12 protein-coding genes are annotated in these 8517 nt (G+C 59.3%); 6 read left to right on the top strand and 6 right to left on the bottom strand.

Annotated elements, in window-relative coordinates:
- Nucleotides 1–168: 168 nt before the first annotated feature.
- From JFT58_RS08520 to JFT58_RS08505, 4 genes are all read left to right on the top strand, one after another.
- A complete protein-coding gene (locus JFT58_RS08520; RefSeq protein ID WP_198834366.1) occupies nucleotides 169–540 on the top strand; it encodes a hypothetical protein in 372 nt (123 codons plus the stop codon).
- Nucleotides 537–767: a helix-turn-helix transcriptional regulator gene (locus JFT58_RS08515; RefSeq protein ID WP_198834365.1), complete on the top strand. Its 231-nt coding sequence runs from the start codon at nucleotides 537–539 to the stop codon at nucleotides 765–767. Before JFT58_RS08520 ends, JFT58_RS08515 begins: the two co-directional genes overlap by 4 nt.
- A 448-nt stretch (nucleotides 768–1215) precedes the next feature.
- Nucleotides 1216–1548, top strand: a complete 333-nt coding sequence (locus tag JFT58_RS08510; protein WP_054898755.1) for a hypothetical protein — start codon at nucleotides 1216–1218, stop codon at nucleotides 1546–1548.
- A 97-nt stretch (nucleotides 1549–1645) separates the two neighbouring features.
- Nucleotides 1646–2146: a methylated-DNA--[protein]-cysteine S-methyltransferase gene (locus JFT58_RS08505; RefSeq protein ID WP_034126552.1), complete on the top strand. Its 501-nt coding sequence runs from the start codon at nucleotides 1646–1648 to the stop codon at nucleotides 2144–2146.
- Between the two features lie 91 nt (nucleotides 2147–2237).
- Here the strand turns inward: JFT58_RS08505 and JFT58_RS08500 are convergent, their stop codons facing one another.
- The 4 genes from JFT58_RS08500 to JFT58_RS08485 all read right to left on the bottom strand — a co-directional run bounded on the left by JFT58_RS08500 (nucleotide 2238) and on the right by JFT58_RS08485 (nucleotide 4922).
- A complete protein-coding gene (locus tag JFT58_RS08500) occupies nucleotides 2238–2765 on the bottom strand; it encodes a DUF4142 domain-containing protein (RefSeq protein ID WP_003189402.1) in 528 nt (175 codons plus the stop codon).
- A gap of 119 nt (nucleotides 2766–2884) precedes the next feature.
- Nucleotides 2885–3526, bottom strand: a complete 642-nt coding sequence (locus tag JFT58_RS08495; protein WP_034126551.1) for a LysE family translocator — start codon at nucleotides 3524–3526, stop codon at nucleotides 2885–2887.
- Nucleotides 3527–3572: 46 nt separating this feature from the next.
- The gene (gene fos / locus JFT58_RS08490) at nucleotides 3573–3989 is read right to left on the bottom strand and encodes a fosfomycin resistance glutathione transferase (protein WP_054898736.1); all 417 of its coding nucleotides are present in this window, start codon (nucleotides 3987–3989) and stop codon (nucleotides 3573–3575) included.
- A gap of 15 nt (nucleotides 3990–4004) precedes the next feature.
- Nucleotides 4005–4922, bottom strand: a complete 918-nt coding sequence (locus JFT58_RS08485; RefSeq protein ID WP_374935832.1) for a LysR family transcriptional regulator — start codon at nucleotides 4920–4922, stop codon at nucleotides 4005–4007.
- A 77-nt stretch (nucleotides 4923–4999) separates the two neighbouring features.
- Between JFT58_RS08485 and JFT58_RS08480 the strand changes: the two genes are divergently transcribed.
- Nucleotides 5000–5476 carry a DMT family transporter gene (locus JFT58_RS08480; RefSeq protein WP_054898734.1) on the top strand — a complete coding sequence of 159 codons (477 nt, stop codon included), beginning with the start codon at nucleotides 5000–5002 and terminating at the stop codon, nucleotides 5474–5476.
- On the opposite strand, the gene JFT58_RS08475 is transcribed toward JFT58_RS08480, so the two are convergent.
- A complete protein-coding gene (locus JFT58_RS08475; RefSeq protein ID WP_054898733.1) occupies nucleotides 5448–6122 on the bottom strand; it encodes an NAD(P)H-binding protein in 675 nt (224 codons plus the stop codon). The genes JFT58_RS08480 and JFT58_RS08475 overlap by 29 nt on opposite strands.
- An 86-nt stretch (nucleotides 6123–6208) precedes the next feature.
- Nucleotides 6209–7357, bottom strand: coding sequence for an L-threonine dehydrogenase (gene yiaY, locus JFT58_RS08470; RefSeq protein ID WP_034126546.1), 1149 nt, complete (start codon nucleotides 7355–7357; stop codon nucleotides 6209–6211).
- Nucleotides 7358–7480: 123 nt separating this feature from the next.
- Between yiaY and JFT58_RS08465 the strand changes: the two genes are divergently transcribed.
- Nucleotides 7481–8497 (top strand): DUF4917 family protein, encoded by a 1017-nt coding sequence (locus JFT58_RS08465; protein WP_054898732.1) that lies wholly within the window; start codon nucleotides 7481–7483, stop codon nucleotides 8495–8497.
- Nucleotides 8498–8517 lie beyond the last annotated feature (20 nt).

The raw sequence follows: 8517 nt of genomic DNA, 5'->3' as shown, positions 1-8517 counted from the left end.
GCTATGTGATGGACTGTCCCGACTGCTGCAGCGAGGAAGGCTAACACAACCCAACTCCCCGCCTACTGCTGGTGCCTGCTGGCACTGGCACAACTTATTTGCTGAAACCTCTGTAACCCCTCCCCCTACAAATCAATCCACCCGGCAACGGCGTGGCGAGGTATTACTATGGCCATTACAAACGTAGATGTGATGCAGGAATTCGAATCACTTTTGAGTCGCGCAAGGTTTTACAGGCGGGGGGCTATCATTCCTCAGAAAGTGCTTCGCGGACCAAAAAGAAAAAAGCAGCACCAACTTACCTTTGGCTCCGACAGCTGGGTGTTGCCGACAAAAACAGGCTACTTGGTAGTTTCTGCTACAGGTGTTAACACCTCGGCAATCAGGCTGCGCGGCGTCTACGCAGGGCCTTATATAGGTTCACCATACCACCCTGGCGGCGAAACGCACTGGATAGGAGATAAAGAGATTTCCCGTGATCAGTGGGCGAAAAACGTTATCGAAACCCTAAAGAAAAAGAATGGCGAGGCATTCCAATGAACCAACAACACACCGCCCTGGTGGGCAACAAAGAAGTCCTCAAGATGCTGGGTATGCAAAGCGTTTCCGGCCTGAACAAGCTGCGGGTTCGTGACAAGACGTTCCCGGCGCCGATCAAGAGCAGTGACGCACGGGGCGCCCGGTGCCGCTTCGATCCTGCCGAGGTCGAACAGTGGATCGAGGACAAGAAAGCCGCTCGAAACCAACAAGCCAACGCCGACGAATAAGTGTCGGCACACCATCGCTACGGGGCTTGGCAATCCGCTACAGCCCCAAGCGTTCTGTATGGACGCTTGTATGGTGAAACGATAAAACCTTCTGCAAGCCATGTAACTCATGGTCGATCACAAGTCCTCTACCCGCTCCACTCAGATTTGCACTTGCGTCGGGGGTTTCTGGCGGAGGCTGCACAAAAAACCGGTCCTTGGTGACCGGTTTTTTTATGCCTAAAATTTAGTCTCCAGCACTCATCTGCTGCTCGGCTATCTGTTGAATCGCATCGTTGAATACCTGTTGAATCATCCACAGGAAAAAGCTGCTCGGGGTTTCTGGCATTCGCAGCGCGAAAAGTATTACAGCAGGAGCGATAGGTACGCCTAAGCAAAGTCTTACAGGAAGACCGGCAACACCTCACGATAATGTAGGCTCATCGGCCCAGAGTTCGGAAACATGGCAATGCTGGACACCAAAAAAGCCACACCCAAAATCATCCTGTGCCAAGTAGCCGGCTGGGTGTTGGTTTTGCCGCTGCTGGTCTCGTTTGTACGGCTGCCCTTCCCCCTCGGATTATTGCTGGAGTCAGGAGTGATTGCCTCCTCAGCGTATGGCGTGAGGTTTGCCTGGCGTCACGCAACCCCACGCGTGGCTGTGTTCGCTTTGTTTGTCACCCTGCTCAACGTCATTTCTATGGTCATGTTAAGTACAGCGTCCGTACTCAAGGCCCTTTACATTATCGCCTGGCTCTACTGGTACCCCTATTATTCCAACTGGGTTTACTGGAATGTCTAGTTTGGCAAGAATTTGACCGCAAGAAACGTAGTTCCCAGCCCCCTTGGTGGAACTACAGTGGCGTCGTCCCCATCAACGCCCTTCAAGGAAACTGCTCATGGACTACCAATACAAGCTCATGCCTTCCCCTGTCGGTGAACTCACTCTGGTGGCGCGGGATGGCAAACTCAACGCCATCCTCTGGGAAGTAGAACGTGCCAATCGCGTGCGCCTGGGTGAATTGATCGAAGCCGACGACAGCCCAGTGCTCTTGGAAACCGAGCGCCAATTGCAGGAATACTTCACCGGAAAGCGTAACCACTTCGAACTGGAACTGGACTTCACCGGCACTGACTTCCAGAAGCAAGTCTGGCAAGCACTGCTGACCATTCCCTTCGGCGAAACCCGCAGCTATAGCCAGATCGCACAGCAGATCGGCAACCCCAAAGCCGTGCGCGCCGTCGGCGCCGCGAATGGGCGCAACCCCATTTCAATCATTGCGCCATGTCACCGGGTGATCGGCGCCTCCGGCGGACTGACCGGGTTCGCGGGCGGGTTGGCAGCCAAGCAGTATTTACTCGCACTTGAAGGCACAGGCCAGACGGAACTAGCGTTATAGGCGGCATTGACCCATACCCCGTCTGAAACCCGGCATGAAAACGGCGGTGGGAGTCCCCTCCAACCGCCGTTTTTCAGATCGGGCAGCGGCCTCAACCGTCGCCTTGATGGCCCTTACCGTACGTCGACGCCAGGGCCCGGGCTTTTTGCAAGCGCTCTTCAAGCTTGGGTAGCGTCTCATCCACCAGTGCCTTTATCTCTGGCACATCCGACGCCGCGCCTTCTTTCTGGAACAGGGCGATGGCGTCTTCGTTTTCCTTGACCTGCTGCGCGGTATAGGCAGCGTCAAAGGAATCGCCGTCCTTGAGTTCAGGCATCAGGGTTTCGGCTTTATCAACGATCTTCTCCCGTGGGGCCACTGGCAAATCAAGCTTCTTGGCGATCGCCGCCAAGTGCTGGTTGGCCAGCGTGCGCTCGTTGATGACCTCAATGGTGTAGTCCTTGATTTCCTGGGACGAGGTCTTGGCGTGGGCCATGCGACTGGTTTCGATATCGGCCATGCCTTTGGCCGAAGCCTGCTCGATGAATTCTGCAGGCGACTGGGCGAAAGCATTGCTGGCGCCGAGGCCCAGCAGCATCGCGAAACTGGCGGTGCGTAACCGGATAGCCATGCGGCTCATGATGGGTTCCTCCAGGGCAAAAATAGGCGCGGGAGCATACAACCCGCCCTGAATTCGAATTTTCAGGACGGTAAAGGTTTAGAAAAAACTTACCTGGGCGACGAACGGTCGTCGTCGCCTCAGGCCGCTTTGCTGCCGAACAGGCCCGGCAATGCGTGCGCCAGGGCATTGAGGGCGAAGCCGATAAACATCACGCCGCAGAGCTTGGTGATCAGGATTTCATGGCGTTGATACAGCGTGCGCACCCGTTGGGCACCCACCACGCCAATCAGGATCGCGTAGGCCAGCAAGCCACCGATAAAGCTCAACAGAATCAAGGTCGGCAGCATCGACCAAGTCAACAACTCGGCCCGGCTGGACAGCAACGCGGTGAACGTCGCCACGGCGACCGGGTAGGCCTTGGGGTTGGTCAAGCCAAACAGAATACCGTGCCAGAACGGATGGCGCGCCGCGCCCTGAGGGGCATCGCTATTGCGGCGTTGGGTGCGGATCGCACGCCAGCCGAGCCAGAATAAATACACCCCGCTGAGTACGCCGAGCACATCAAACGCACTGCTGCCGACTTCCCGCGCACCAACGATGGCAATCAGCGCCGTGCTGCACCACACCACATCGCCGAGCAAATGACCGCACAAGAATCCTGCCCCGGCACGCCGGCCACGGGCCGCACCGATGCCGAATACGGCCAGGACACCGGGGCCTGGGGTAATGCCGTAGATAAAACCCGACGCCAGCACGGCGAACAGCAAGGATGGGGTCATGGTAGACGCTCCGACAGACGCTTGAGGGTGAACGATTCTGCATGTTTCAGCGCGGTGGGTAAAACTTCATTCCAGCATAGGGCTTGGCACGACAGGCTTGCAGCCGCGAGGCCAGATCGCCGACATGGGCCTCCAGCTTATGGCCGTCGGGATCGAGAAAATAAAACGATGCGCCTTCACTGCGGTTGTCTCGCCACTCCTGTACGCCGGCGGCGCGCAGGCGTTCGACCAAGGCAGTGAAATCAGCAGCATCGACAGTGAAGGCATAGTGGGTGTAATCCATCGCCGGAGCAGCCGAGCGCAACGGGTCCAGCGACAGGCACAGCCAAAGCCCAGGCAATGAGAGATAGGCACCGTTATCCCAGGTTGCGTCGAGCTGCAGGCGCAGCAGGTCGTGATAGAAACTGACGCTGCGCGGCACATCGGTGACGGCCAGGGTCAGGTGGTTGAAACCGCTGAGCATCTAGGTGTTCTCGCGTTATCGTGGGTCTGCGGACAATACACCCACCACCCTGCCAATCAACCACTGCAACCCCACATCCCCACCCCGCCGCGTATGCCAGGCCAGCTCAAAGGCAAACGACGGAATATGAAACGGCGGTGGCACGGCCAGCAATTGCCGAGCGTCGATATTCATTAAACCACGGGACGAGACCGTCAAAATCAGGTCCGTGCCCTGGATCAACTGCGGCGCCACGCTCCAGTGCGGCAGGCTGATCACCACGTGGCGGCGTTCACGAATGGCCGTCAGCGCCCGTTCGATTTCCGGCGTGCCGCTGCCGCGCATCTCCAGCAGCACATGGGGGCGTGACAGGTATGTCGGCAGGTCCAGCACTCCGTTGGGCGCAAGGCTGGTGGGGTCGACCAGGCAGGTGTAATGCTCTTCGAACAGCGGCGTAGTCCGCAGTTCGGCGGGCATGTCGGGGAATACGCCCGCAGCCAGATCGAGATCGCCATTGAGCACACCCTCAACCATGCCTTCGCGGCTGGCCTGGATGATCTGCAAGTCGATACCGGGCGCTTCATGGCGTAGGACGCGAACCAGGCCGGGCAGGAATATCGCCGCGCTGTAGTCCGACATCGCCACGCGAAAGCGGCGCTTGGCCGAGGCGGGATCAAAACGATTCGGCGCCAGTAATGCCTGCACTTGGGCCAGAGCTTCGGTCAATGGCCCCGCCAATTCCAGGGCGCGGGCGGTTGGCACCAGTGTGCCGCCCTGACGCATCAGCAGCGGGTCGCCCAGCATATCGCGCAGCCGCGCCAACGCATGGCTGACCGCCGGCTGGCTCAGGTGCAGGCGCTCGGCGGCGCGGGTGACGTGTTGCTCGCTGAGCAAGGCGTCGAGGATCACCAGCAGGTTCAGGTCGATGCGGCGCAGATCATTCATCAGCTGCATGCCTAGCATAAGAATTTGGAATTTAAATTTGCGCGACGAATACCCTAGAGTCCAGCAAAACCTTTGGGAGCGTCGAGATGACTGTGTTGCATTGGGTAGGTTTGTTAGCGCTGGCGGCGTTCGCCGGCGCGGTGGTGCCGTTTCAGAGTGCGATCAACGCCAACCTCGGGCGCGGGCTCGGCCATCCCTTGTGGGCCACCCTGGCATCGTTGCTGGTGAGCATCATCGTGCTGCTGCCGGTGATTGTGGCGCTACGTTTACCTCTGCCGAACATGGCGTTTATCAGCAAGGCACCGTTGTGGATGTGGGCCGGCGGTGCCTTTGGCGTGTGTTTTATTTCATTGGCGCTGATGCTGCTGCCCAAGCTCGGCGCATCGGGCTTCATCGCGCTGGCCATGGCCGGGCAGATTCTCGCGTCGTTGCTGCTGGACCATTTCGGCCTGTTCGGCCTGGTGGAACGTCAGTTGACAACCTCCCGGGCGTTGGGCGCGTTACTGCTGATCAGCGGCGTTGCGCTAATTCAGTTCAGCGGCGCTCAGCCGCAAGGCGATTGATCTGCGCCTGCTCCACCATGGGCTGCGGCGCGCCTTGGCTGGCCGCCTGCAACATCGCACGGCCGACGGTCTCGGTGCTCACCACCCAATCCGGTTTCAGTCGCCGCACAAACGAAAGCACCGGCCCAAGCACGCTGTAGAAGGATTGGTACAACGGCGTCTTCGAACGCACACCGTGCAACGGCTGGATGATCCCGGGGCGGAACAGATACACCCCCTTGAACGGCAAGCGCAGCAAGGCATTTTCGGTCTTGCCCTTGACCCGCGCCCACATCGACTTGCCGGCTTCGGAACTGTCCGTGCCGGCGCCGGACACATAGATAAAGGTCATCTGCGGATTGAGCCGCGCCAGGGTGCTGGCCGCCACGAGGGTCAGGTCATAGGTGAGGTGGGTATAGCGCGCCTCCTTCATGCCCGCCGACGAAACACCCAGGCAGAAGAAACATGCATCAAAACCCTGCAGCAGGTTTTCCAGGGGGTGGAAATCCAGCATGTCGTTGTGCAACACCTGATGCAGCTTGTCGTGCTCTTGGGTCAAGGGCGTGCGGCCGACGGCCACTACTTCCTGCACATCGGCCGCCAGCAGGCACTCGCGCAGCACACCCTGGCCCACCATGCCGGTGGCGCCGAATAACAGAACTCTCATGAAGGGACCTCAGCGGCACGCCGCACGCTTGATGCTTGAATGCATTGAGCGTGTAGCTTACCGCGTGCTGCCAAAGGCTGCCCCTATCAAAAAGCGCTACGAAAGATCTCCTCAATCTGACGCTGGTCCGCCCGCCGTGGGTTGGTCAGCCCGCAGGCATCTTTCAACGCATTGCTGGCCAGCAACGGAATGTCCTGCAACTTAGCGCCAAGCTCACGCAAGCCCGCAGGGATTTCCACGTCCTGGGACAACCGACGAATCGCCGCGATGGCAGCCTGGGCGCCCTCCTCGGCGGTGATGCCCTTGATATCTGCACCAAGGGCCCGGCCCACGTCGCTCAGGCGTTTGGCGCAGACACTGGCATTGAAGCTTTGTACATGGGGCAATAGCACCGCGTTGCACACGCCATGGGGCAGGTCGTACAAGCCGCCCAATTGGTGGGCCATGGCATGCACGAAACCCAGGGACGCATTGTTGAAGGCCATGCCAGCGAGGAATTGCGCGTAGGCCATGTTTTCCCGTGCGGCCTTGTCAGTGCCGTCGCGCACCGCCAGGCGCAGGTTGGCGCTGATCAATTCGATGGCCTTGATCGCGCAGGCGTCGGTGATCGGTGTCGCAGCGGTGGACACGTAGGCTTCGATGGCGTGGGTCAGCGCATCCATGCCCGTGGCGGCGGTGAGGCCCTGGGGCATGCCGACCATCAGGGCCGGGTCGTTGACCGACAGCAACGGCGTGACATTGCGGTCGACGATGGCCATTTTTACGTGGCGGCTTTCGTCGGTGATGATACAAAAACGCGTCATCTCGCTGGCCGTGCCAGCGGTGGTATTGATGGCTACCAGCGGCAGTTGCGGCTTGCTCGATCGGTCCACGCCTTCATAGTCGCCGATACGCCCACCGTTGGTGGCGCACAGGGCAATGCCCTTGGCGCAGTCATGGGGCGAACCGCCGCCCAGGGACACGACGAAATCACAGGCGCTCTGTTGCAGTAACGCCAGGCCTTTTTCGACGTTTTCCACGCTGGGGTTGGGCTTGGCGCCGTCGTAGATCACCGAGTCGATATCCTGCATCGCCAGCTTCTCGGCGATCATGCCGGCCACACCGGCTTTGGCCAGGCCGACGTCGGTGACGATCAACGCTTTGCCGAAGCCGTAGTTGCGGATGGCGGTCATCGCTTCGTCGAGGCAATCGATGCCCATGATGTTGACGGCGGGGATGAAGAACGTGCTGCTCATGATCAATCCTCAAAGGCTTTATGCCGACAGAATCAACCTGTACCGCGTGGCGCATCTTGATCAGGATCAATGCCGGCTCGTGATAAAGTCACCCCCCAGCCGATTTCGAGTAGACCCGCCGCAATGAAGGATTTCCAGGATATTGACGCCCACCTTGAAGACTGGAGCGCCCTGCGCGCTGCCGTCGACTTCAGCGGGATTCTGATCGGCAACGGCGCCAGCCGCACGATCTGGGAAGACTTTGCCTACGACTCGCTGTTCGAAAACGCCCGTACCGTCGAAGAAAAACCCCTGAGCGCCTCCGAGCTCAGCGTGTTCGACGCCTTGCAAACCCGCAGTTTCGAGCAAGCCCTGGGCGCCTTGAAAACCACCAGCCGGGTCAACAAGGCCCTGGCGGTCAGCTCGGCGGCGCCGCGTAACCGTTACTACGCGATCAAGGAAGCACTGATCAACACCATCCATGCCGTGCACATTCCCTGGCGCCTGGTGCAACCGTCGACGCTGGCGACGATCAACGCGGAGCTGGCCACCTACGCCACCGTATTCACCAGTAACTACGATTTGCTCAACTACTGGGCGACCCTGCACGCACCGGGTATCGACGACCTGTTTCGCAGCGCCGACTCAAGCTTCGACCTGCGCAATACGCGCACCGACATCACCCGCATCCTGTACCTGCACGGAGGCCTGCACCTGGTGCGCAACCTCGACGGCACGGCGCGCAAATTGCCGTCCACCGACAGCACCCTGCTCAGCAGTTTTGCCATCAACAACACGATCAAGACCCTCGACGATGTGCCGCTGTTTGTCAGTGAAGGCAAGGTGGAGGAGAAACTCAAAAGTATCCGCAGTTCGGATTATCTGTCGTTCTGTTATGAACAGCTGTTGAGCCATGAAGGCGCGCTGTGCATCTTCGGGCATGACTTGGGGCCGCAGGATAAACACCTGGTAGAAGCTATCGGCCAGGCCCGCATCAGCACCCTGGCGATCTCGGTGTCGGGGCGCAGTGATGGGTTTGTTCGTCAGCAGAAGCGGCGGTATATGGAGCTGTTCGAGGGCTCTAATGTGGAACTGAGGTTCTTTACCGCGCGTACGCACCCACTGGGCAATCCGGCATTGTCCGTCCCTGTAGAACGCTGAGCAAAATGTGGGAGCTGGCT

Source organism: Pseudomonas sp. MF6767 (genome assembly GCF_016405475.1).
Lineage (GTDB): Bacteria > Pseudomonadota > Gammaproteobacteria > Pseudomonadales > Pseudomonadaceae > Aquipseudomonas > Aquipseudomonas paracarnis.
Note: the sequence above shows the minus strand (reverse complement) of the source record. Positions and strands in the feature narration are given on the sequence as shown.